The organism is Mesorhizobium sp. WSM4840, assembly GCF_055811755.1.
On record NZ_JBVVQD010000012.1, the window covers coordinates 123771 to 145046 of the forward strand.

Annotated in this window: 16 protein-coding genes and 1 pseudogene; 6 read left to right on the forward strand and 11 right to left on the reverse strand. The window is 61.5% G+C overall.

Annotation, left to right across the window (positions count from 1 at the left end; genetic code table 11):
- Positions 1-57: 57 nt before the first annotated feature.
- Positions 58-630, reverse strand: coding sequence for a GNAT family N-acetyltransferase (locus tag AC0L3I_RS17800; protein ID WP_473527740.1), 573 nt, complete (start codon positions 628-630; stop codon positions 58-60).
- Positions 631-747: 117 nt separating this feature from the next.
- On the opposite strand from AC0L3I_RS17800, the gene AC0L3I_RS17805 reads away from it, so the two are divergent.
- The gene (locus AC0L3I_RS17805; RefSeq protein ID WP_027151084.1) at positions 748-1143 is read left to right on the forward strand and encodes an acyl-CoA thioesterase; all 396 of its coding nucleotides are present in this window, start codon (positions 748-750) and stop codon (positions 1141-1143) included.
- Positions 1144-1617: 474 nt separating this feature from the next.
- On the opposite strand, the gene AC0L3I_RS17810 is transcribed toward AC0L3I_RS17805, so the two are convergent.
- Positions 1618-1986 (reverse strand): winged helix-turn-helix transcriptional regulator, encoded by a 369-nt coding sequence (locus AC0L3I_RS17810; RefSeq protein ID WP_292624045.1) that lies wholly within the window; start codon positions 1984-1986, stop codon positions 1618-1620.
- A 91-nt stretch (positions 1987-2077) separates the two neighbouring features.
- Between AC0L3I_RS17810 and AC0L3I_RS17815 the strand changes: the two genes are divergently transcribed.
- Positions 2078-2683 (forward strand): NADPH-dependent FMN reductase, encoded by a 606-nt coding sequence (locus tag AC0L3I_RS17815; protein WP_473527741.1) that lies wholly within the window; start codon positions 2078-2080, stop codon positions 2681-2683.
- Between the two features lie 63 nt (positions 2684-2746).
- Here AC0L3I_RS17815 and AC0L3I_RS17820 read toward each other — a convergent pair whose 3' ends face one another.
- Positions 2747-3169, reverse strand: coding sequence for a winged helix-turn-helix transcriptional regulator (locus AC0L3I_RS17820; RefSeq protein WP_473527742.1), 423 nt, complete (start codon positions 3167-3169; stop codon positions 2747-2749).
- A gap of 97 nt (positions 3170-3266) precedes the next feature.
- On the opposite strand from AC0L3I_RS17820, the gene AC0L3I_RS17825 reads away from it, so the two are divergent.
- The gene (locus AC0L3I_RS17825) at positions 3267-4247 is read left to right on the forward strand and encodes a quinone oxidoreductase family protein (RefSeq protein WP_473527743.1); all 981 of its coding nucleotides are present in this window, start codon (positions 3267-3269) and stop codon (positions 4245-4247) included.
- 369 nt (positions 4248-4616) lie between these two features.
- Here AC0L3I_RS17825 and AC0L3I_RS17830 read toward each other — a convergent pair whose 3' ends face one another.
- On the reverse strand, positions 4617-6701 hold the full coding sequence (locus tag AC0L3I_RS17830; RefSeq protein ID WP_473527744.1) for an adenylate/guanylate cyclase domain-containing protein: 2085 nt from the start codon (positions 6699-6701) through the stop codon (positions 4617-4619).
- A gap of 1154 nt (positions 6702-7855) precedes the next feature.
- A complete protein-coding gene (locus tag AC0L3I_RS17835; protein ID WP_473527745.1) occupies positions 7856-8047 on the reverse strand; it encodes a hypothetical protein in 192 nt (63 codons plus the stop codon).
- 42 nt (positions 8048-8089) lie between these two features.
- On the opposite strand from AC0L3I_RS17835, the pseudogene AC0L3I_RS17840 reads away from it, so the two are divergent.
- Positions 8090-12662, forward strand: a pseudogene (locus AC0L3I_RS17840) (RecQ family ATP-dependent DNA helicase).
- A 240-nt stretch (positions 12663-12902) separates the two neighbouring features.
- Here AC0L3I_RS17840 and AC0L3I_RS17845 read toward each other — a convergent pair.
- From AC0L3I_RS17845 to AC0L3I_RS17865, 5 genes are all read right to left on the reverse strand, one after another.
- Entirely contained in the window at positions 12903-13649 is a 747-nt protein-coding gene (locus tag AC0L3I_RS17845; protein WP_473527746.1) for a class I SAM-dependent methyltransferase, read from the reverse strand.
- Between the two features lie 349 nt (positions 13650-13998).
- Positions 13999-15276 (reverse strand): 3-oxo-tetronate kinase, encoded by a 1278-nt coding sequence (gene otnK, locus AC0L3I_RS17850; protein WP_473527747.1) that lies wholly within the window; start codon positions 15274-15276, stop codon positions 13999-14001.
- Positions 15273-16091, reverse strand: coding sequence for a 2-oxo-tetronate isomerase (otnI, locus tag AC0L3I_RS17855; RefSeq protein ID WP_473527748.1), 819 nt, complete (start codon positions 16089-16091; stop codon positions 15273-15275). The genes otnK and otnI overlap by 4 nt, the downstream gene beginning before the upstream one ends.
- 19 nt (positions 16092-16110) lie before the next feature.
- Positions 16111-17055: an L-threonate dehydrogenase gene (ltnD, locus tag AC0L3I_RS17860; protein WP_473489042.1), complete on the reverse strand. Its 945-nt coding sequence runs from the start codon at positions 17053-17055 to the stop codon at positions 16111-16113.
- Positions 17056-17085: 30 nt separating this feature from the next.
- Positions 17086-18399: an MFS transporter gene (locus tag AC0L3I_RS17865; protein ID WP_473489041.1), complete on the reverse strand. Its 1314-nt coding sequence runs from the start codon at positions 18397-18399 to the stop codon at positions 17086-17088.
- 214 nt (positions 18400-18613) lie between these two features.
- Between AC0L3I_RS17865 and AC0L3I_RS17870 the strand changes: the two genes are divergently transcribed.
- Together AC0L3I_RS17870 and otnC are read left to right on the forward strand one after the other, a co-directional pair.
- Positions 18614-19630 carry a LacI family DNA-binding transcriptional regulator gene (locus AC0L3I_RS17870; protein ID WP_473489040.1) on the forward strand — a complete coding sequence of 339 codons (1017 nt, stop codon included), beginning with the start codon at positions 18614-18616 and terminating at the stop codon, positions 19628-19630.
- Complete coding sequence (gene otnC / locus AC0L3I_RS17875; protein ID WP_123148408.1) at positions 19627-20292, forward strand: 3-oxo-tetronate 4-phosphate decarboxylase; 666 nt, start codon at positions 19627-19629, stop codon at positions 20290-20292. The genes AC0L3I_RS17870 and otnC overlap by 4 nt, the downstream gene beginning before the upstream one ends.
- A 7-nt stretch (positions 20293-20299) precedes the next feature.
- Here the strand turns inward: otnC and AC0L3I_RS17880 are convergent, their stop codons facing one another.
- On the reverse strand, positions 20300-20989 hold the full coding sequence (locus AC0L3I_RS17880; protein ID WP_473489039.1) for a hypothetical protein: 690 nt from the start codon (positions 20987-20989) through the stop codon (positions 20300-20302).
- Positions 20990-21276: the final 287 nt, after the last annotated feature.

Sequence of the window (21276 nt, forward strand, 5' to 3'; positions counted from 1 at the left end):
TTGCATTCGGTGTCCTGCCCGAAGCGGCCCCTGCCTCGTGGGCAAGCGGTCCAAGCATCATACGCCATCATCAGAATTTTGCTTGAAATCATAACGCATGATCGGGCGGGCTGGCACCCTGCGAGCGACGACCCTGAACCCGGCGCGAGCGAAGGTGGAGGCGTATCCACTGCCGGAAGCGCTCGGCGAAACGTCGGCATCAAAAGGATAGGCTTCAAGCGCGGGGGCGTTTGCGCGCCTTGCAGCTTCCAGCGCCGCTGCGATCAGGTGAGATGTGATGCCTTGCCGGCGGTATTTTTTTCGCACGTAGAGGCAGGACAAGGACCAGACCGGCGCGTCATCCACTCGCTTCAACTGCCACAGCCGATCGAGCCAGGGCACGGCATTTCGGGGCGTCACCTGGCACCAGCCGACAGCAGTACCGCCGTCGAAAGCAAGTACGCCTGGAGGCGGACCATGCTCGACGGCTTGCCGGAACGCAGCCTTGTTTTCCTCGCCTGGTCGCTTTCGATAAGAACTGCCGATCCGCCCGTACATACACCAACAGCGACTGCAGACGGCGCTCTCCCTGAACAGGTCCTCGAGCGCGGCCCATAGATCTGGCGTCAGAGGGCGAGAGGTAAGTTTCATGTCAGCTGCCTTTCTCAACTCACCGTGCGCAGTTTAGCACCTGGCTGTGCGCGTTGACGCATCGGTGCCATCCCGATACGGGATCGGGAGAAGATCGATATCGAGGGGATTTGGCGCATGGTGCATTACGCGGACGGCCGGCCGATTGGCGATCTGACGCTCAGGACGCTGGCCATGCCTTCGGACGCCAATGCAGCGGGCGACATTTTTGGCGGCTGGGTGATGGCACAGATGGACCTTGCCTGTGGCATCCGCGCCGCCGAGCGCGCCAAGGGCCGCGTGGTGACGGCGGCGGTGAAGGAAATGTCGTTCGCCAAAGCGATGAAGATCGGGGACACGCTGTGCATCTATACGCATGTCGAGCGCGTCGGCCGCACCTCGATGACGCTCAAGGTCGAGGCATGGGCGCAGCGCTACCTCTCCGACCTGATGGAGAAGGTCACTCATGCCGATTTTGTCATGGTGGCGCTGGACGGCGAAGGCAAGCCGAAGGCCGTTCCGGCGGAAAGCTGATCGGCTGGATGCAGTCAGCTTAATCGGCAACGCCGCTGCCAGCCTCTCGCAGGAAGCTGTGTGATGCTTTTCATATTCGCGTTCGCGCATTTTCGTGACTATGTACGGCAATGGGGAAAAGACAATGCGTCAACGATTGCTGAACGGAGCGTTGGCAGGCGCGCTTGCAGCCTGGTTCTGCCTGATGGCCGCGACCGCCTAAACCGGGGTCAACGAGACGAGGCCGCAGCCAGTTGCGGCTCCGAAAACCGCACCCTCAAGCGGCAAGTGACCAAGAGCGGAATCTGCGTTGCAACGGCGCGCTGAGCGTGAGCAATTGCAGCAAAGGGGCGGCCTGCGCCATCGACGGCAAGGTGGTCAATCGGGCCCGAAATCGAAGCGGATCGAAAGCCGTCTGCGGGCCGGAATGCAGATGCAGCCGTAGAATTCGTCTACGCTACGCGCCGTGCGCAAAACCCTTGCAGCGCAAGAGTTTCAGGCATAAATCCCATCGAACCTCGCCCGCGCGGCTTTGACCCGCTCGGTGTTCTTGCGCGCCCATTCGCCGAGCGCACCGACCGGCACAAGAAGCTCGTAACCAAGGTCGGTCAGTTCGTAGTCGACGCGCGGCGGAATGGTCGGGAACACGGTGCGGGTGACGAAGCCGTCGCGCTCCAGCCCGCGCAATGTGGTGGTCAGCATCTTCTGCGAGATGCCGCCGACGGCGCTGCGCAATTCGTTGAAGCGCAGCGGCCCGTCACCGAGCTTGCCGACGACGAGTACGGTCCATTTGTCGCCGACGCGCTGCAGGATTTCCGAGATGGCGCGGCAGTCCTCGGTGCGGTGCGGGTGCCTTGGTAACAAAAAGGTGCCTCCTTGCGCGTCGCGCTGGCAGTATCTCATATAGCTCAGGTATCCAAACGATACCAGTGTTTCCCGCAAGGAGAGCCCCTCTATGTCCAAACCCAAAATCGCCATTATCGTCGGTTCGACCCGCGCCGCACGATTTGCCGACGTTCCGACCCAGTGGATCGCCAAGATCGCCAGGTCGCATGCCGACATCGACGTCGAAGTGGTCGATCTGCGCGACTTCCCGCTGCCGTTTTTCGACGAGGTCGCATCGTCCGCCTGGGCGCCGTCGCAAAATGAGGTGGCGCAGCGCTGGCAGAAGAAGGTCGCCGAGTTCGATGGCTTCATCTTCACCGCCGCCGAATACAACCATGGCCCGACCGCCGTGCTGAAGAACGCGATCGACTACGCCGCCAATGAATGGAACAAGAAGCCGGCCGGCTTCGTCGGCTATGGCAGCGTCGGTGGCGCGCGTGCCGTCGAGCAGCTCAGGCTGCATGCGGTCGAGCTGCAGATGGCGCCGGTCAAGTCCGCCGTCCATATTGCCTGGGGCGATTTCCTTGCCGTCCGGCAAGGTGAAAAGAAGCTCGAGGAGCTCGAGCACCTGAACCAGGCGGCGACTGCACTGGTCAACGACGTTGCATGGTGGGCCAAAGTGCTGAAGGCGGCGCGTCAGGCCGACGTGGTGGCCGAGGAAGTCAAGGCGGCCTGAACCGCAGACCGGAACAATCCTCCCAAGGATTCCGGGGCGGCGCTTGCGTCGCCCCTTTTTTATTCAGGCGATGGCTGGCTGGCGCGCCTGCCGAGGCCTGATGATGCAGTCGGCAAGGCGGTCCAACTCGTTCAGCTCATCCGCATGATGCTGGCCCCATTCACAGAGCGCCAGAAGGATAGGCTCGAGACTGAGACCGAGGCGCGTCGCCGAATATTCGACGCGCGAGGGAATCTCGGCAAAGATCTCGCGTCTGATAAGGCCGTGTTCTTCCATTTCGCGAAGCTGCTGGATCAGCACTTTCTGCGTGATATCAGGCACCAGCGTCTTCAGCACCGACAGCCGCCGGGGGCCGTCGAAGAGATGGTAGAGAATGACAGCCTTCCATCGGCCCGAGATCACTTTCAGCGCGCGTTCCGCCGGCAGCAGCGGCAGTCTTTTGGTTGGCAGCCTTTTGGTCGGCCCCATTTTGGTCGGCATCGCCATGGTCACCTCTTGGTCAGCAGGGGACAAATGAGTGTGTAGTCGCGATCAGGCAGATAGTGTGAAACAGCAGCCGATGCCATAGCGACGGGTGCATGCCATGAGAGCCATTCAACTGAACCGTTTCGGCGGTCCCGACGTCCTGGAGATCGTCGAGATGCCGAAGCCGCTGCCGCAAGCAGGCGAGGTGCTGATCCGCGTTCATGCGGCCGGCGTGAATTTCTTCGAAGTGCTGATGCGCGGGGATCGCTACGCGGTGACGCCGCAATTGCCGATGGTTCTCGGCGTCGAGACTGCCGGCACAGTGGAGGCGCTTGGTCAAGGCGCGGACACCTCGCTGGCAGGGACACGCGTCGCGGCGCCGCTGTTCGCTTCGAAGCGCCCGTTTGGCGGCTATGCCGACTATGTGACGATCGACGCAAAGCTGGCCGTGCCTTTGCCCGACGCGCTCTCGTTTGAAGACGCGACGGCCTTGATGGTTCAGGGGCTGACGGCTTTTCATCTGCTGCGGCAAAGCCCGCCCGCCGGCAAGTCCGTGGTGGTCACTGCAGCTGCAGGCGGTGTCGGGTCCCTGCTGGTCCAACTCGCCAAGCGCCAAAGAGCCAGCCTCGTGATCGCGGTCGCCGGCAGCAGGGCCAAGCTCGATCTTGCCCTGTCGCTTGGAGCCGATGCTGCGGTCGACTACGGCATGTCGGATTGGCCCATGCGTGTACGGGAAGCGGCAGGCGGCGCCGGCGTTGATATCATCTACGACATTGTCGGCGGCTCGATGACGGCGGCATCGCTGCAGGCTCTCGCGCCTGGCGGAGAGCTGGTTTTTGCAGCGCTGGGCAAATACGCGATCGGCGCCTCGGAACTGGAAGCGATGATCACCCGGAACCAGTCCCTGCGAGGTTTTGCCCTGCTTCCGCTGCTCTCTGCCGATGGCCTCAGGGCCAGCCTGTCGGAGCTTTTCCACCTGGCCGCCAGCGGCCAGGTTGCCGTGACACAAGGCGGCCGCTACCCGCTCGACCAGGCCAACGAAGCGCACCGCTCGCTGGAGGAGCGCCGGTCGACCGGCAAGGTCGTGCTGATACCTTGAGTGGTGTGGTCGATTAACTGCGCACAGGCCAATCGTGGAACCCGTCCGCTTTGCGCCTGATATCGGCCATTGAAGCTAGCTCGGCCACTGCCTTAAAGCGGACGTTACCGGCGACCGCGCGGGAGGTCGCGGTCGCACCAGAGGCGGACATTCCGGACACTTCTTCGCAGAGGACATTCACGTCGCCGAAATCGAACCGTTACAACAGTTGGGACGTAGTAACCACTCAGCTATCGCTGGATGCGTCTGCCATTATGGACGGGACGAACCGCAGCTTTTCACCCGACCGGACCTTCCCGAGCCTCATCCGACCATCCGAAGTCTGAGCGACCCCAACCGACCACGTACGCCCATAAACGGACAACGACTCTACAACCTCAAGAGCCAAGCTTCTACTTTCCCTTTGCCCTTGACTTCTATAGCGCCGCGCGGCTCGAAAACGAACTGGTCCTTGAGTTGCTCGTAGACCGCGCGCGTCACCTGGACCGCGTCGGGGACGCTGCCTGATTCCATTCGGCTCGCGAGGTTCACCGTATCGCCCCACAGGTCATAGATGTACTTGCTCTTGCCGATGACGCCGGCCACCACCGGCCCACTATTGACGCCAACCCTGAGCTTCATCGAGACGTTGTGCTCCATAGCGTGCTCGCGGGTAATATGGACCATGCGGATGGCCATGCGGACCATGCGCTCGGCGTGGTTGGCCACCGGCACGGGCAGGCCACACACCGCCATGTAGGCGTCGCCCACCGTCTTGATCTTCTCGATGCCGAGATCATTGGCGGCGACATCGAAACGCGTGAATAGCCCGTTGAGAAACGTCACCACTTCTTGCGGCGGCATCTCCGCTGTCAGCGCCGTGAAGCCGACCAGGTCCGCGAAGGCGACCGTTACTTCAGCGAAGCCGTCGGCAATACTATGTTCGCCACCGCGCAGCCGGTTGGCGATCGGCGCCGGCAGGACGTTCAGCAACAGCTCCTCGTTCTCCCGGTTCTTGTTCTCGATCACGACATTCTTCTGGCTGAGATCCGCGACCATGCCGTTGAAGGCCAAGCAGAGCTGGCCGATCTCGTCACGCGTGCGAACTGGCACGCTGGCCCCGTAGTCGCCGGCAGCGAAGCGTCTCACGCCGGCGGTGAGCTCGCGCAGCGGTCCGAGCAGCGCACGCGAAAGCCACGCGGCGGTGGCGGCCACCGCCAGCAGCGCCAGCCCCCCGACGATCAGCAGATCCTGGCGGAGCCGGGCGATCGGCGCGAAGGCCTCTGCGGTGTCGATCTTGGCGACCAGGCTCCACTTGACGCCGGGGATCTCGAGCGGTCCCCAAGAGGCGAGCGTCGGCACACCCCGATATCCGATAATCTCGCCGGTGCCCTCGACACCGGCGAGTGCAGCCCGGGTCGCCTTGGTGTCGACGCGCTGATGCAGCACCGGCGTTCCGTAACGCTGAATGGCAGCGATCTCCTCGTCCGATGTGCCGACGGACTTGAGTTCGGCGAAGTAGCCCTCCTGATTCTCGTAGAATGCCCGCGGGCCGGAGCGAACCAGATGATCGGGTCCTACGAGATAGGCCTCACCCGTGTCGCCGAACCCTTCCTGCCGCCAGCGGCGACCGCCGGTGACGACGTTGTCGATCTCCTCGTTCGACAATTGTGCGACAAGCACGCCGATGACGACCCCCTCGTCGATCACCGGTGCTCCCATGAAGGCGATAGGTGCGCCGCCCGATGGCGCATAAGGAGCGAAATCCTCGAGACAGACGGCCGATCGATCGGCGGTCTCCGCGCAGCGGGCGACGGCGGCGGCTACGTTGGAGCGACGGTAGGGGCCGAATTGGAGGGACGTGGTGAAGTCGACTTCCTTCTGGACAGTGTAGATCAGGCGACCCGACTTCGGGTCGGCCATCATGAAGTCGAAGAAACCAACCGTTGTAGCTGCGGCCCGCATCAGGGGATGATAAATGGCGTGCAGCTTGGTGTATTCGCTGCCGTCGTTGGCGTCGTCGAGAAGCTTGCGGCGCTCCCCCGGATTCGGATTTGCCGCGATGTAGTGATACTGCAGATAGTAGGGCGCGCCGCCGACCGGCAGATAATCTGACAGGGCCGGTTCCCTCCCCAGAATTCGCGTCATTTCGGGGATAAAGTTCTCGGCGTACCAATCGCCGACCTTCTGGCGCAGTTCAGGCGGCGCGCCAGCCCGATCGAGCTTGTCTATCGCGATCCGGAACTCGCGCGTTGCCTCTACGACCATCTTTGACGTGGCAAGAAGCCGTAACTCGCCATGGATCGTGCGGAAGTAGGTTTCGACTTGGCGCGCCTTGATCTGGCGCGCGGCCGTAAGCTGGTCGAAGACTGCTTTTTCGAGGGCATCGCGGGCGCGGAAGTAACCGAGCACCCCGGTCACCATCACTGCGGTAGCGCCAAGCAAGACGAGGGTTGTAAACAGCTTTACAGCCAAGCCCCAGCGACCGGGTCGGGATGAGCTAGTCACGCCGGAAGAAGACATGAATCAACTCGAACCGACAACGCGAAGTGCTTGGCACATATTGCCGACGATGATGATAATGCTCCCCGCTGTTCAAGGCAGTTCAATCTGAACGCCAGATGCTAATGCATTCGCCGTCAGATGGGCAGCGTAATCTGCGAGAAGAACACAGCGGCTATCTTGGTCCGAAATGAGTCGACCGCCAGCGTCCGCTTGAAGGTAATCAGTGCCGGTTGCCGCGAATGTCGACTATCGGGCAGGAAATGCGCTGATGAAGGGCGACGCAGGGTCGGATCACGTCGATGCCAGCGGCGAGCCTGAGGGTCCGCTTCTTAAAATCCAAGCCTCCAAGCTGCCAGTCCGCTCACGGCCCCAAGGCTGCCGGCGGCAATGTGCCTCAACTCGGTCAGTAGTCGCTCTGCCGTCGTTGCCCAAAAGCTGCCATTGTCGGAACTATGGCGCGCTTGGGCTGGCACTGGATCCTCGGGCAGCGAGTTGGCGCGACTTTCTCATCAGTCGCAGCGAGCAATTTCAAATCGAAACCTTCAGCCTCCTCAACCTTCGCGGCACCTCTAGGCATCAAAGCACCGTGTGCTATAGCCCCCAGATTGCGGCATTTGGTAGATATTGCTTCTCGGATGGTTGCCGCTGCGCACATTACCCCCTGTGAAGCACATCAGGATTAGTCGATAACCTGCGCAGTTACGGGTCGCGTTATTGAACTGAGCTGGATAGGTGGCTGTCGGGCAACGTTTTTGTGGCTCAAGTTGAACGTTGACCTTTCGTCGAGCGCGACCATGATCGCTAACCGTTTCATCCCGTGAGTACAGCGTTGCAATATGACTGAGCCTTTCCAACCCTTTTTGCAGCGTTGCGTTTCGGTCGATCTGGAAGTGGATCCTGCAACCGCTACCATCTTCGCTTTTGCGGCGGTGCGTGATGACGCTCGTCCCTCAATCCTCGCAAAGAAACGCGATCTCGATGCGGCCCTTGACCGTCTGGAAGCAGAGTCAGCCGCGGCCGAGCATCTGCTCGGCCACAACATCATTCGACATGACTTGCCTCATCTGGTCGCATTGCGGCCTGCACTCGCGAATATTTTTCGATCGCCGATCGACACCCTATGGCTAAATCCGCTCGCATTTCCGCGCAATCCCTACCACTACCTGGTCAAGCATTACCATGACGGGCGCCTGCAAGCGGGCCATGTCAACGATCCGGAAATGGATGCGCGACTGGTGTTTCAGGTGCTGCGCAATCAACTGGCGGCTTTGACGCAGCAGAATGCCGACCAGCCCGATGCCGTAGCAGCCTTTCATTTCCTTTCGACGAGAATGGAAAACCCAGGTGGGTTCGACGCAGTGTTCCAGGAGGTTAGGGGAGCTCCTGCGCCGGGTTCTCTTGCGGCGAGAGAAGCGATTTCCCGGCTGCTGGCGGGGCGTGCCTGCGAGAGGCGGGTCGAGCAGACACTGAGCCGCCTTTCGAACCCGCAGCTCGGATGGCCCATGGCCTATGCTTTGTCCTGGATCCTGGTCGCGGGCGGGGATTCCGTCATGCCGCCCTGGGTGCGGGCGCAATTCCGCGAGGCTGCACTGATCGTGCGGCACCTGCGCGATACCAATTGCGATAGCCCGGATTGCGCCTGGTGCAGCGACAAAAACGACCCGGTCCGCGCGCTGTCGCGCTGGTTCGGGTTCAATGCCTTCCGCGCGCAGCCGGTGGACGATATGGGCCGCCCGCTGCAGGAGCGAATCGTCGATGAGGCGATGCGCGGGGCGAGCGTCCTCGGGATTCTGCCGACCGGCACCGGCAAATCGGTCTGCTACCAGATCCCCGCCCTGTCGAAATTCGACAAGACTGGGGCGCTGACAGTAGTGATCTCTCCGCTGGTCGCGCTGATGGCCGATCAGGTGCAGGGCATGGCGCGGGCGGGCATTTCCTCGGCCGTAACCGTCAACGGAATGCTGTCGATGCCCGAGCGGCAGGATGCGCTGGACCGTGTGCGTATGGGCGAGGCGGCAATGCTGCTGATCTCGCCCGAGCAATTGCGCAGCAACTCGGTCCGCTCGGTTCTGGCACAGCGTGAAATCGGACTCTGGGTGCTGGACGAGGCGCATTGCGTGTCGAAATGGGGCCACGATTTTCGGCCCGACTACCGCTATATCAGCCGCTTCATCAAGGAATCCGTAGGGCATGAAGCTGCTGCCCCGGTGCTTTGTCTGACCGCCACCGCCAAGCCCGAAGTGGTGCGCGACATCCGCGACCATTTCCAATCACGTTTAGAGCGCGAACTGATGCTGCTGGACGGCGGCGCGGTGCGCACCAATCTCAGCTTCGAGGTCCGGCCGACGCAGCCCGGCACCAAGCTGGCCGATATCCTCGACGTGATCGAGGCCAAGCTGCCACAGGACGGCGCTTCGGGTGCGGTGGTCTACTGTGCCACCCGCAGCGAGACGCAACGCGTCGCCGATTTCCTCAAACAGCAGGGTCTGTTGGCGGAACGGTTCCACGCCGGTCTGACGCCCGAGGAAAAGCGCGACATTCAGGAACGCTTCCGCATCGGCGAACTGCGCATTATCGCCGCGACCAACGCTTTCGGCATGGGGATCGACAAGCCCGATATCCGGCTGGTGGTGCATGGCGATATTCCCGGGTCATTGGAGAATTACCTGCAGGAAGCCGGCCGAGCGGGCCGCGATCGCGCGCATGCCAATTGCGTCCTGCTGTTCGCCGTCGAGGATGTCGAGCGCCAGTTCTCGCTTTCGGCGCGCTCGCGCCTGGCTCGGCACGAAATCGGTGCCATCCTCAAGGCCCTGCGGCGGCTGGACGACCGGACGAAGAAGACCGGCACCGTGGTCGCCACCCCGGGCGAAGTTGTGCGAGCCGAACGCGATCAGGAGTTCGAGCGCGACAGCGCCACCGACGACACGAGGGTGAAAACCGCGGTGTCCTGGCTGGAAGAGGCCACGCCGCGACGAAAACCGAGTTCAGGTCTTTCCCTCATCCCTTAGAATCCGCAACCTGGAAGAAGTCGAGGCGATCCTGGCCAAGGGCGCGATCACCGGCACCCGTCGCAGGCAGCTTCTGGACATTACCCGCCACCTGATGAACGCGCCTCCCGATCATGGCATTTCCACCGATGAGCTGGCCGGGGTCAGCGGATTGACAGGCGGTATGCTGATCAAGGCAATGGCCGATCTCGAGGCGCTCGGGGTCGCCCGCAATGACGTGACGGTCACAGTCTTTGTCCATGTCGCCGTCGAGGGGCATTCGCAGCAGCGGCTGGCGCAGGCCGCACGGCTTGAAACCGCGCTGATCACCCTGATGCGCGAGGCCGCCCCCGATGCCGAAGGTGCCGGAGGCACTCCCCTGCATCTGGCCGAAACCTCTCAGGCGCTCCGCAATCAGGGGCACAGCGCAGTGCGACCAGACATCGTGGAAAAGCTGCTGCGCAGCATGGGCCGTGACGGGCGCGATCAGGATGGTGGCAAGGGCAATCTGCGGCTGCGCAAGGCTTCGCGCAACACATTGATGGTGACGTTGCAACGGACCTGGCAGGCACTGGAACAGACGGCAAGCCTGCGGCAGCAGGGCGCCGAACGGTTGCTGGGGCATCTTTTGGGCAAGTTGCCGAATGGCAGCCGCGGCAAGGACATCCAGGTCGAAACCACAATGGGCGATCTGCTCGCCACCCTGACCGGAGACGCCCTGCTGCGTAGCGGCGGCATTCAGGACATAACCAAGCTGATGGACCGCGCACTTCTGTGGCTGCACGAGCAGGAGGTGGTGACGCTAGGCAAGGGGCTGACGATCTTTCGGCCGGCAATGACGGTCCATCTGAACCCTTCGGGCGGCCAGTTCACCGCGAAGGATTTTGTACCCCTCGAGGAACACTACGCCGAGCAGACGATCCAGACCCATGTGATGGCGGCCTATGCCGAAAAGGGCCTTGCCGCGATGGATCAGGCGCTGCGGCTGTCCGAGGACTACTTCGTGCTCGAGCGCGACGCCTTCCTGCGCCGCTGGATGCCCGGCAAAGGCGGCGAGATCCGGCGTCAAACCACCGGCACCTCCTGGAAAGCGATCGTTGAGGCACTGAAGAACCCATTTCAGCAAGAGATCGTCGCCGACGACCGCGAACAGACCAGCGTCCTGGTCCTGGCAGGACCGGGTTCGGGTAAGACGCGCGTTCTGGTGCACCGCATCGCCTATCTCATCCGGGTCCGTCGCGAGGATCCGCGCGGCATCCTCGTGCTGACTTACAACCGTCATGCCGCCGCCGAGATACGCATCCGGCTCCGCCACCTGATCGGCGATGACGCGAATGCGGTGACCATATCCACATGCCACGCCCTCGCCATGCGGCTGGTGGGGGCGAGCTTTGCCGGAAGTGCGAACGAGACGACGCACGACTTCGACGGGATCGTCATGGAGGCCGTGCGCCAGTTGAACGGCGAAGGGCTCAGCAAGCCCGAGGCGGAGGCACGACGCGACGCCCTGATCCAGGGTTATCGCTGGATTCTGGTGGACGAGTATCAGGACATCGGCCCTGAGGAATACGCGCTGATCTCCGCCGTTGCGGGCCGCTCCCTGGACGATCCGGAGCTTCGGCTCAGCCTTTTTGCGGTGGGCGATGACGATCAGAACATCTACGCCTTCGCCGGTGCGTCCATCCGCTTCATCCGGCAGTTCGAGGCCGACTATCGTGCACGACCGCAATTCCTGGTCGAGAATTACCGTTCGACCGGACATATCATTGCGGCGGCCAACGCAGTCATTGCGCCCGCCGCTGACCGCATGAAAGCGGGACACGACATTGCCATAGATCGCAAGCGCAGCGTAGCGCCGCCCGGCGGAGACATGGCGGCGCTCGATCCGGTTGTGCAAGGGCGAGTGCATGTGCTGGACTGCCGGGCCGGTGACGTGGCGCAGGCCATGGCCGCGATGGATGAACTCGTCCGGCTTTCGCGCCTTGATCCGGAGTGGAGCTGGTCGCGCGCCGCGATCATCGCGCGCGACTGGCGGCGGCTGGCTTCGGTGCGGGCCTATGCCGAGACGCTTGGCATCCCAGTGGAGATGGCAAACGAGAGCCTGCCCAGCATCTGGCGCCTGCGCGAGATGCAGCAGTTCATCGACACACTGCGCCGCGATAATACGCGTCTGCTGGCCGTCCGTGATCTGGTGGATATGCTGAACGCGATACCGTCCAACCGCTGGACGGATCTGATCGCCGAAGGCATCGCGGCGCTTGCAAAGGAGCTTGCGAACAAGACCATGCCCGTGCCGGACCTTGTCGAGTGGTTCGCTGAGTGGGCCAATGATGCCCGCAGCGATCAGCGCGCGCTGCTGCTGCTGACGGCGCATCGATCGAAAGGCCTGGAATTCGAGGATGTCGTCATCCTGAATGGCGGTTGGGACAAGCCTTCCCAAGGCGAGGACCCTGATGCGCCGCGCCGCCTGTTTTATGTCGCCATGACCCGGGCGCGACGCAGCCTCGCGATCATTGCTCAAGGTCAGCATCCGTTCGTCCAGCAGGACAAAGAGCATGTGCTGCGCCGAGCCGCGCCGGCTGTCGCCGACGGCGTCGCTCTTCCGACCGCGCTGTACCAGGTGCCGAACCTTAAGACCGTGGACCTGTCATGGGCCGGGCGTCTCAGGCCGGGCGATCCCTCCCTCGCCGCCATCTCGGCGGCGAAAGTAGGAGATCCGATTCAGATCGTGCGCGATGGCTCGCTCTGGATGATACAGGACAAACAAGGACAGGCCCTCGGACGCATGGCCAGAAGCTGGTCGCCTCCCGAAGGCCTCAGCTTCCTGCGCGGCGAGGCCGGCGCCTTCGTGCGCTGGCGCAAGTCCGATAATCTGGAAGAGTTCCGGGTGCACCTTCACCGAGATGTCTGGGAAGCGGTTCTGCCGGAGCTTGTATTCGGCTGACGGTTTGCCCGCAGGGACGGTGGGTCGACTAGGACAGCTTCACCCAGGTGCTTAACAATGTGCGATGGGTTGTTATCGCGCATTGCTCGTGGAAAAATGGCAAAATCTCTTGTCTGAGCCAGTTTGAGACGTCACCAGCGGCAGCAGGTTAGCTCCTTGATGGAGCTTGTCGTTGGGACTGGAGCAAGATGAGATCCTCCGCCGCCGAGTATGACCGCGGGCTGGAAGAGCCGAGCGATGTCAGGCGAGCTTCCTGAGAAGGAAAACATCGTTGCTCGCCATGTCGTTCAGTGAGCACCTCAATACTAACTGAAGTTCCAGCTCTTGAACATTGCGGACGCTGACAGAAAGTCCATCCATAGACAGCCGCTCCAGAATATCCATTCCGTAACGGCGAAGGTGGTCTTCCTGATAGTAGACCCGCACGCGTTCGGAAGTTGGGAGGTCGCCTTCGATGGTTTTAGATCCCCAAAGAGGTACCTGAATCACGGCGATGCCGTTTGGGGCGAGGATACGGCGGATTTCGCTCAGAGCCCTTCGGTCATCAGGGACGTGTTCAAGAACGTGCGAGCACCAGATGAGATCGTAGGTGTTGTCCTCAAACGGCAAGTCCTGAATGTCAACCTTATGCATAACTTGCGGATCCATAAGATCGGCAGTGTGGTACTCAGTGCAACTTCGCTGGAGCCATTTCTGGATCTCTGGTTCGGGAGCGAAGTGCAGGATTTTATCTATCTTGGCCGGGAGGGAATCCTTCAGAAGGATGTAAGCTAGCCTGTGACGCTCCGCGGACCAGCATGATGGGCATCGAGCGTCAAACCGGAAGAATGGGCCAGGTTTACCGGCAGAAAATTGGAATCCCGTCCACCCACACAAGGGGCAATGCCTGTGTTCACGAACCTTGCTCAATCCTCTCAGCGTCGCAGCATATGTCCGATTAAGGGCCACGATTTGAATCCGTCTCAACGTCGATTGAAGACTTCTCATGAGGACCTCCCGCAAGCTACGCGGCTCGCACTTTGACACTGGAGTCGGCGACAATAAAGGAATTGCTTGCAGCGTTTTGCTGAGATTTCACGCCAATCCCGCTAACCATCAGTGATGATGTGGTTGCGCCATTCCGGACCTACACGGTGGGCGGTCGTATCTTGCCCCTAACGGTTCCGGCAGACCTGCACCGATCTTAGGACGGACACATGTGTGTGGCGGATAACGGCTTCGGGTCATGGGCGTGAGTTCGACCGAGGGCGAGCGAGTTCCGCAAAGGGGTCGGAGAACGAACCCGATGCGCGGGATGGGCGCGCGCGGTGAGGTAGAGGCCAAGAGCCGCCACGGCTTACGCCATGATGGCCAAAGCGTCCGCGAAGAAGCTTTCGTCGCCGAAATTTCCAGATTTAAGAGCCAACACCATGTCGCCGTGGCGACCTCCGATACTGTGCAAGACAGGCACGCCCGCAACGATCTCCTGCCCGAGTTGAAATGCGGGAATTGCAAGCCGGTCAACCACCGCGCCGGATGTCTCTCCGCCCGCTATGATCAGCCGACGCACGCCCCGTTCCACCAGGCCTTCGGCAATCGCCGCGAGGGAGCGTTCAATGACCTGGCCGACCGCGTCGCGTCCGTAGCGGGTTTGCAGCCTTGATACATCATCCGGATTGGAGCTGCTGGCGATGATGACTGGAGTTTGGGCCATCCGCTCGGCCGCCCAATCGAGGGCAAGCTGGGCCTCCTCCCGCCCGTTCATAAGCTTTTCCGGATCGAGCCGCAGGACGGGCATCGTCTGCTCGGCTTTGGCGATCTGTTCCAAAGTCGCCTGTGAACAGCTTCCGGCAAGAATAGCTGCTGGTCCTGCGACCGGTCTGCCGTAAACAGCAGTCCTCTCGTGGCGACGTACGGTGCCCGCCGCGATCAGGCCGCGGGCAAGACCTAATCCCAAACCGGAGGCTCCGATCGACAATCGCTGACGAAGCGCCGCCGCGCCAATTGCTTCGAGGTCGCTCTCGAACACGGCATCGGTGATGGCCGCTCCGTTCCCATCGGAGGCAAGCCGTGCCAGCCGCTCGACGATCGCCTCGGCGCCGCGCGCAACGATTGCGAGATCGACCAGTCCAACCGCCGCAGCACTCTGCCGAGCCAGAACGCGGACCAGGTTGGCATCGTGCATGGGGTTGAGCGGATGATCCTTCAGTGGGCTTTCGTTGAGCGGCGCCGCTCCGACGAAGAGATTGCCCTGATAGACGGTGCGACCGGTCTGCGGAAAGGCCGGCGTCACCAGCACCGTTGTTTCACCGGCATCGGCGCGCAGGGAATCGAGTACCGGGCCGATATTGCCCTTGTCGGTCGAATCGAAGGTGGAACAGATCTTGTACATGACATGATCGGCGCCGCGCTCGCGCAGCCAGCGATCAGAGGCACGGGCACGTTCGACCGCCTCAGATGCGGCGATCGACCGGATCTTCAGCGAAACGACAATCGCATCGACTTCGGGCAAAGCCAGGTCGTCCGTGGGAATTCCGATGGTCTGGATCGTACGCAGACCCTCTTTGGCCAGCGTGTTCGCCAGGTCCGAGGCACCGGTGTAGTCGTCCGCGATGCAGCCGAGCGAGAGCGTCATGTTAGAGCTCCACCCTTGGCACCTGAAATTGGGCGCTGGTGCTCGCCGCTATAGGGAGCGAGCCAGCTGAGCCCGTCGAGCGTTTTGCTGCTCGGCCGGTATTCGCAGCCGACAAAGCCGGCATATCCTAGCCGGTCCAGCTCGTCGAAAATGAAGTGATCATTGAGTTCCCCGGTCGCCGGTTCATGCCGCGAAGGCACGCTGGCGATCTGGATGTGACCAATGAGCGGCATCATCCGCCGAAGCGCCATGGTGACGTCACCATGCATGATCTGGCGATGGTAGACGTCGAATTGCAACTTGAGATTGGGTAGCGCCAGATCGCCGACAAGAGCTTCTGCGAAGCCGAAGTCGTTGAGGAAGTAACCCGGCATGTCACGGCTGTTGATCGGCTCGATCAGGAGATCGATGCCTCGATCGGCGAGTTTTCCGGCCGTCCAGACGATGGCCTTCCGGTAGGCATCGACAGCTTCCTTGTCGTCGCGAGAGGCAATCCCCGACATGAGATGGAGGCGCTTGACGCCGGTCGCCTCTTCGTAAGAGAGCGCTGCTTCAACGCCGACCCGGAGCTCGTCGAACCGTCCCGGCAGGGAGGCCAGTCCACGCTCGCCGCCAGCCCAGTTACCGGGCGGCAGGTTGAACAGGACCTGGCATAGACTGTTCTTTGCGAGGCGTTCGGCGATCGCATCGGGTCTATGCTCGTAAGGGAAAAGGAACTCGACCGCTTCGAAGCCGGCATCGGCGGCGGCAGCGAACCGGTCGAGAAACGGCCATTCGTTGAACATCATGGTGAGATTGGCGGCGAAGCGGGGCATTGGCTGGGTCCGGTCCTGGTCAGGTTTGCGGTTCGCCGGGCAAGTCGGTGCCCGTGATCCTTGCGTAGAGGCGGGCGACCGAGGCATCGTCATCGCGCCCCATACCGGCCGCCGAGGTCATCAGGAACATCTGCAGCGCTGCGGCAGCCACCGGCACGGGGAACTTGGCGCTGCGCGCCATGTCCTGGACGATACCGAGATCCTTGACAAAAATGTCGACGGCGCTGCGAGGGGCATAGTCGCCGTCGAGCACGTGCGGAACGCGGTTCTCGAACATCCATGAATTGCCGGCCGAGGCGGTGATGACCTCATAGACCTTGCGAATATCGAGCCCTTGCCGAGCGGCAAAGGCGACGGCTTCGCTCGCTGCCGCGATATGCACACCGGCGAGCAACTGGTTTATCATCTTGAATGCCGCGCCGACGCCCGGTTCATCTCCAAGCTCATAAAGCTTGGCTGCCATTGCGTCGAGTGCGGGCCGCGCCTTGGCAAAGGCGGCAGCGCTGCCGGAGGCCAGCACGGTGAGGGCACCTTCCGCCGCGCGGACCGACCCACCACTGATCGGGGCGTCAAGATAGAGCCGTCCGGTGGTTTCCAGCCGGGCGGCCAGATTGCGTGCAACGTCAGGATCCATGGTGGCTGAGGAGACGAACACCGCGCCGCCTGGCAGGGTTTCGGCCACTCCATCGGCGCCAAAGAGGATCGCTTCGGTCTGCGCCGCATTGACGACGACGCAAACCACGACGTCCGCGGCTTGGGCGGCCTCGGCGGGGGTTTGTGCCCCCCGCCCGCCGTTGGCGACAAAGCGCGCCACCATCTGGTCGTTGACGTCGAAGCCGGTCACCTCGAACCCGGCGCGGCGAAGCGACGTCGCCATCCCGAACCCCATCGAACCGAGGCCGATAACCGCGACCCGCAGTGTGGCTGCAGCTGGGATATCCTTCTGCTCGTCGTTCATGGTCATAATGGAAACTCCTTGCATGAGGCGGTTCGGCTAGCGGTTGACCAGTTTGGGCGGGACTGTCAGCACCAGGATCGCGCCGACCACCAGGATTGCGGCCAGGGCGTACATGCCGACCTGGGTCGTGCCGGTCAGATCCTTGAGGTAGCCAACGAGATAGGGGCTGACGAAGCCGGCAAGATTTCCGACCGAATTGATGAGCGCAATACCAGCCGCAGCACCAGTTCCGCCGAGGAACGCTGTGGGCAGTGACCAGAACAGCGGCGCACAAGTGATCGCACCTGCTGCGGCCAGCGACAGAAAGGCAATTGCGATGGTGGGATCGGGCGAGGTGGCTGCGATCACGAAGCCGATGGCTCCAAAGAGAGCGGGAACCACCAGGTGCCAGCGGCGCTCGCGATATCTGTCGGCGCTGCGGCCAAAAAAGTTCATGGCGATCACAGCGCAGATAAACGGGATTGCGCTGATCAGTCCGATATTGAGGTTGCCGGCGACCCCCGTCGCCTTGACCAGCGTGGGCATCCAGAACGTCAATCCGTACTGGCCCATCACGAAGCAGAAATAGATGAGACACATCAGCCAGATCCGGGGATCGCGGAAAATGCCGGCGACGGAGTGTGAGCGTTCCTTGCCGCGCTCTTCTTGGGCGATCTCTCGCTCGATTGCCTGCTTCTCCGCTTCACTCAGCCACTTGGCGTGACGGATGCCGTTGTCAAGGAAGAAAAAGACTGCGATGCCAAGCAGGATTGCGGGAACCGCTTCGATCAGGAACATCCACTGCCAGCCGGCAAGGCCGTTGCTGCCATGGAACGAATCCATGATCCAGCCGGAAAGCGGATTGCCGAAAATCCCGGAGATGGGGATCGCGGACATGAATATCGCGATGATCTTGGCGCGCCGGTGCGAGGGATACCAATAGGTGAGGAAGAGGATGATGCCGGGGTAGAAACCAGCCTCGGCGACACCGAGCAGGAAGCGCAGCAGGTAGAACATCGGGGCAGATGCAGTGAACATGAAACCGGCCGAAATCAGGCCCCAGGTGATCATTATGCGGGCGATCCAGACGCGTGCCCCTACTTTGTGCAGGATGACGTTGCTCGGGATCTCAAACAGGAAATAGCCGATGAAGAAGATGCCGGCGCCAAGGCCGTAGACGGTTTCACTGAAGGCAAGGTCGGTCGACATCTGCAGCTTGGCAAAGCCGACATTGACCCGATCGAGGTACGCAACGACATAGCACAACATCAGAAACGGCACGATGCGCCAGAAGACCTTGCCGTAGGCCTTCCTTTTGATGTCGTCTTCTGCTCCGGCCTCCGCCGGAAGCGTCGAGGTCTGTATCGTCATCTGTTTCCTCCCAAGTGTAAGGGGTGGTCCCTCAGGCCTCACGCGCCTCTGGCTGGATTTTGGCAGCGCTTGCATAATCCGATATACGAGAATGGCAGCGCTGCCAAACGAAAAGTGGCAGCGCTGCCAAAGTTTGTTGAGTGCGGCGCCTGAATGTGACAAAAGAAGCGCCAGAAACTAGCGTCGTACCGACGCATCGAGCCGAGAAACTGGAATGCAGAGCGAAGCAGAAGACGGTACGCAAACCGGCGCGATGATAACCCTCACCGACGTTGCGCGCGCGGCGGGCGTCGGCGAAAGCACTGCTTCGCGCGTGTTGCGCGGGCATGGTTCCTTCTCAACCAAGACACGCGAGAGTGTACTCACTGCCGCGCGGAGCCTCGGTTATGTGCCAAATCGGATCGCGGGAACCCTGGCCTCCATGGGGTCCAAGCTCGTCGGTGTTGTCATTCCTTCGCTAAGCAATATCGTCTTTCCGGATGTGCTGCGCGGCGCCAATACAGTACTGGTCGGAGCCGGCTTCCAACCTGTCGTCGCAGTGACAGACTACGATCCGGAGCGAGAGGAGAGCGTCATCGAGTCACTCCTCAGCTGGCGTCCAGCCGGGATGATGGTAGCGGGGCTCGAGCATACCGAGCGCACCGGCGCCATGCTGCGGAACGCCCGCATCAGAGTGGCCGAATTGCTCGATACCGATGGCGAGGGCATCGACATCGTCGTGGGCTTTTCCAACCGCAAGGCGGGCCGGGTGAGCGCTCGGCATTTGATATCGCGTGGCTATCGCTGCATCGGTTACGTTGGCCACGACCTCAGCCTGGACCTTCGCGCAGCCAAGCGCTTCGTAGCATTTCGCGCGGCCCTGGGCGAAGCCGGGCTCAGCGTCATCGGAGAAGAAATCATTCCTGCCGCATCCTCGATCGAAGCCGGGCGCGACGGGCTGGCTCGATTGCTGGAGCGTTGTCCCGATCTGGATGCGGTTTATTTCTCCAACGACGACATGGCGATCGGCGGCTATTTCCACTGTCTCGCCCACGGCATCACCATACCGGACCGGCTGGCGATCTTCGGCTACAACGGTCTCGATGTAGCCAGGAGTGCGCCGCAGCCACTTTCGACCATCCTGACGCCGCGCGTGACCGTCGGTGAGATCGGAGCACGGCTCGTCTGCTCCGACGGACCATCCGCAGTGGTCGATATCGGGTTCGAGCTGATTGAAGGAGCGACGACGTGACTGAAACCAAGCTGAGGGACGATATCTGCCGCTTCGGACGTTCGTTGTTCGAGCGCGGGCTGACGCCGGGATCATCAGGCAATATCAGCCTGCGGCTCGATGATGGCGGCTGGCTGGTCACACCCACCAATGCCTCGCTGGGATTCCTGGATCCTGGCCGAATTTCACGCCTTGATGCGCAAGGCCGGCTGACCTCTGGCGATGCGCCGACCAAGGAAATTCCGTTGCATACTGCGCTCTATCAGACGAGGGCAGAGGCGCGCGCCATCGTGCACCTGCACTCGACCCACGCAGTTGCCCTTTCCATGCTGCCGGAAATCGATCCTAAGGCGGTGCTGCCGCCGATGACGCCCTACTATCTGATGCGCGCCGGACAAACCGCGCTGGTGTCCTACCATCGGCCAGGCGACCCGGCGGTTGTCGCTGCGATCAAGGGCCTTGCCGGACGCTACTCCTCAGTGCTGCTGGCAAATCACGGTCCCGTCGTCGCGGGCGAAACGCTCGAGGCCGCAGTATTCGCTACCGAGGAGCTGGAAGAAACCGCAAGGCTCTATCTGCTTTTACGCGGCCTCAACCCCCGCTACCTGTCGCCGGAACAGGTCGCCGATTTGGTGCGGGTTTTCGGGATATCCTTGCCGGAGCAAGACGAGCACCACCATTAGCATAGCCTCAGCGCGTGCGTGACGTTATCTCACGGTATGAGAGTAGTGCGTAGATAAAGGTCAATGTCCCGGCAAGTTCGAGACCTTCTTCGATGTTCGCCAGAATGCGATAGCGCAAGGATTCCATACCTTCCGCCTCTGCAACGCTGCCGCCGACCATTTCAAACCCGACCGCTCCGCCAAGAAACAGCGCCGCCGAAACCGCCAACAGCACGGCGAGCGATGTCGGGAAAGAGCGGATGAATGGAACAAATGCAGCTAGCCCCACTAAGCTAAGAATGCCTGCCGGCGCTGCCCATGCAAAATACAGCAGGCCCGTATTGGTTGACCTCGCAGCCAACGCAGCGGATAGCTTCTCATGAAGGCCCGTGAATTCATCGAAAGAAAGAAGCAGGAACAGGAAGCCTAAGAAGTACCAATGCCAGGTGAACCGACTGCTACGGCCCGCCGCATCGTCTCCGCACTGAAATAGAAGACGGCTACAGAAAAAAAGCACCAGCACGGAGACCCAAGTGAACGCGCTCCGTTCCACATCGACATCAAGGAGCCATATTTTTCTCGAAAGGTCCGGCTCCTGTCCAGCGTACAAGCTTAAATCTTGTGCGAAACTTGCACAAAGAATCAGTAGAGATAATACTGTAACTAGGGCGAGTATCGGTCTCCATTCGCTGAACAGAAGCGGGGCTTCCTTTTCCACCCTTGCAATTGTCACAAAAGTGTCACATAAAGATTAGCAACTTGTCAACCATTGGCGTTCCAATGCGCAGCGACGGAAACAAGTTCGAGTCATTACTCGGCGCAGGCTTGCTTGCTCTCCTATTGGCGTTGGCCGGGCTCATCGTTTTCTACGAGGTCGAGGTGGTATTCCCGTTGGGGTGACGCGTTGCCAACGATGGCGCCGACCGCCGTCACGAAGGGCATAAGTGCCCTCTCGGCTCCTCCAGAAGCCGCTTGAACTGCTTGTTGTCCAAGAGCCCGCGCAAC

What these genes read in the sequence shown, in the direction of transcription:
- AC0L3I_RS17800 (WP_473527740.1), bottom strand. Translation starts at nt 630, where the DNA reads ATGAAACTTACCTCTCGCCCTCTGACGCCAGATCTATGGGCCGCGCTC.
- AC0L3I_RS17805 (WP_027151084.1), top strand. Translation starts at nt 748, where the DNA reads ATGGTGCATTACGCGGACGGCCGGCCGATTGGCGATCTGACGCTCAGG.
- AC0L3I_RS17815 (WP_473527741.1), top strand. Translation starts at nt 2,078, where the DNA reads ATGTCCAAACCCAAAATCGCCATTATCGTCGGTTCGACCCGCGCCGCA.
- AC0L3I_RS17835 (WP_473527745.1), bottom strand. Translation starts at nt 8,047, where the DNA reads ATGAAAGGCTGCTACGGCATCGGGCTGGTCGGCATTCTGCTGCGTCAA.
- AC0L3I_RS17825 (WP_473527743.1), top strand. Translation starts at nt 3,267, where the DNA reads ATGAGAGCCATTCAACTGAACCGTTTCGGCGGTCCCGACGTCCTGGAG.
- otnK (WP_473527747.1), bottom strand. Translation starts at nt 15,276, where the DNA reads ATGACGCTCTCGCTCGGCTGCATCGCGGACGACTACACCGGTGCCTCG.
- AC0L3I_RS17820 (WP_473527742.1), bottom strand. Translation starts at nt 3,169, where the DNA reads ATGGCGATGCCGACCAAAATGGGGCCGACCAAAAGGCTGCCAACCAAA.
- AC0L3I_RS17865 (WP_473489041.1), bottom strand. Translation starts at nt 18,399, where the DNA reads ATGACGATACAGACCTCGACGCTTCCGGCGGAGGCCGGAGCAGAAGAC.
- otnI (WP_473527748.1), bottom strand. Translation starts at nt 16,091, where the DNA reads ATGCCCCGCTTCGCCGCCAATCTCACCATGATGTTCAACGAATGGCCG.
- ltnD (WP_473489042.1), bottom strand. Translation starts at nt 17,055, where the DNA reads ATGACCATGAACGACGAGCAGAAGGATATCCCAGCTGCAGCCACACTG.
- AC0L3I_RS17870 (WP_473489040.1), top strand. Translation starts at nt 18,614, where the DNA reads ATGCAGAGCGAAGCAGAAGACGGTACGCAAACCGGCGCGATGATAACC.
- AC0L3I_RS17845 (WP_473527746.1), bottom strand. Translation starts at nt 13,649, where the DNA reads ATGAGAAGTCTTCAATCGACGTTGAGACGGATTCAAATCGTGGCCCTT.